This window comes from Pseudomonas caricapapayae (assembly GCF_001400735.1).
GTDB classification, from domain to species: Bacteria; Pseudomonadota; Gammaproteobacteria; order Pseudomonadales; family Pseudomonadaceae; genus Aquipseudomonas; species Aquipseudomonas caricapapayae.
The window spans coordinates 1-2,075 of the sequence record NZ_LJPW01000153.1 but is presented as its reverse complement, the minus strand read 5'-3'; the positions used below and the strand labels follow the sequence as shown (position 1 = coordinate 2,075).

1 protein-coding gene and 1 pseudogene are annotated in these 2,075 nt (G+C 50.7%); both read left to right on the top strand.

The features are described from left to right. Window positions 1–1,012, top strand: a pseudogene (locus ALO80_RS22870) (effector protein Tle3 domain-containing protein); the annotation flags it as partial. Beyond that, window positions 1,002–2,075: type VI lipase adapter Tla3 domain-containing protein (locus tag ALO80_RS22865; protein ID WP_162491693.1), on the top strand; the 1,074-nt coding region annotated here is incomplete at its 3' end. The pseudogene ALO80_RS22870 and the gene ALO80_RS22865, both read left to right, overlap by 11 nt.

Genomic DNA, 2,075 nt, shown 5'->3' with positions numbered 1-2,075 from the left:
GCAAGGTGTACCTGTATTTCTGCCCGGACGACACCACCGTCGCACTGGATGACGTGAGAGGCATCGGCACTTACGGGGTGTGGGACACCCATGGCAAAGACAGTACTCGCAACCCTATGGCTGAATTGAAGGCCGTGCGCTTTTTCCAACGCATGTGGACCAAACGCTACCGCGACGGATCGCCGGTCATGGTTGGAAAGCCTCCAGGCCATGAGCTGTTACGCGCCAAAAATGAATCTCGTTATCCAGGTGGCGGTTTTATCACCGGGCTCATTTCGAAAGGCCCTATCGAAGAAGGGCATAAGCTCCTGATCAATGCTGAACAACTGTACCCGCCCCATGCCCCCAACATGTTTGGCGGGGAGGCGGTAGAGGGAACGCCGACTGCATCGGGCCGCGACAGACCTGACGATACAAACAAAGCCTCTGCATTGGGCAATCCCAGAGCCAAATTCAACTGGCGTTATGTTCGCAGCCACACTGGACCGATAGATCTGGAGCAAGAGCTGGCCCGATGGAACATGGGCAAGGCGCCAGGGGAGCAAACCCGCCTCATGCGTAAAAAAGAGTGACAGGTGAAGGCGCGCCGAAGCCGATGGATCGTTACGACATAGAACGGGAAGAAACCCCAGATGAAATACGTAAGTTCATGGATGAAAGCAGCGAGGTGCTGGACGAAAACAGCTATCACTCGGGCCTGTTGCGCAGCCCGGAAAACCAACGTTGGGTAACGGCGATGGATATTGCGATTGGTCAGGCGAAATGCCTGGACGATCCGGTAATGCGTGATGTGCTGGTGGCGATTGCGGATTGGAAGATGGATGAGGAGCAGTTTACTAAAGTTACGGAGCTGGCAGGTTGGAATAAAATAAATGATGAAGCTCAAGAGCTTGTTAGGGCCTGCTACCTTTACTACGATAAAGGCAAATTCCCATCCGAAAGCTTGATATCGCCGACCCCACCTTCGCTAGTAACAGGCTCCTCGAAAAGGGAGCAACGTAATGAGAAATAATCAGCCGAGCACATCACTTAGACCGCAGCTCAAACGTTATTTATGGATAACTACAATATTATTCGCACTCTGGATAGGATTCGTCTTGCTTGTCTATTTCAATGCCCAGGAAAAGAATATGGAAATTCGCGACATAAATTCAGTTACCCGTTGGGGAATCGCAGCCATCCTAGGCTCCATGCTACTGACCTACAGCGGACACTGGTGGGGCAAGGCCGTTGCTCATGAAAAAGCCGAACTAGTGGCCTATAAAACTAAAGTGGTAGCACAAATCTCTGAGCAGCAGGCTACTCTGAAAAAAAACTATGCGCTGGAGATTCGGGGGGTAGGAATCGCAATAGGTGGCTGGCATCAATCATCCGTATGGCAAAAAATTCAAGAAAAGAAAAATAATTTTATCTCCATATACTCTCAGAACCCAAAAAACCACACCGACTCTCTACTATCCAGAGAGAATACTCAAAAAATCAACACCCGCGCTGCATTTACACACTCTGCTGGAGAGTCGGTCGCATACTGGCCAATACCTACGTTCGCGCTGGGACCTCCAAACCCATATGACAAACCCTACCGAGCCGCCGGCTTGATCAACTCTGGGCGCAACAAAGCCACTTTGGGAGTTACTCAACTTCTCTGGCAAGATGATGAAAGTACCAGTCAAGCGCAGGCTATGATCGAAAGGCTTTATCTTTTTTTTGATACCAACCCGCAGGTGCCTCAAGCACTAATAGCAAGCCGGGACGGAGATGTAACACGAGACGTTTATCGCAAGCGCGGTACACCCGGTCTCCAAAACGCTCAGGTCGTACCGACTATCTTTGAAAGCATGACTGGACTGCTGGTTACCCGTTCGGATCGCGTAGATCGCTTTATCAGACCCTATGCAGTTAATGAAGCAGAGGACAACCAAAACAAAGATACTGACCTAGGCAAGTTTTGGGCTTTTTACTGGGATCGCGACGATGCGTTCATAGACTGGTACGAAACTGCCGAGAAAGCGAAAGGCATTAAAGATCCGCTCGCCCCCGGCACTATGTCCACCCCCTACTGGCAAGCCCAACTC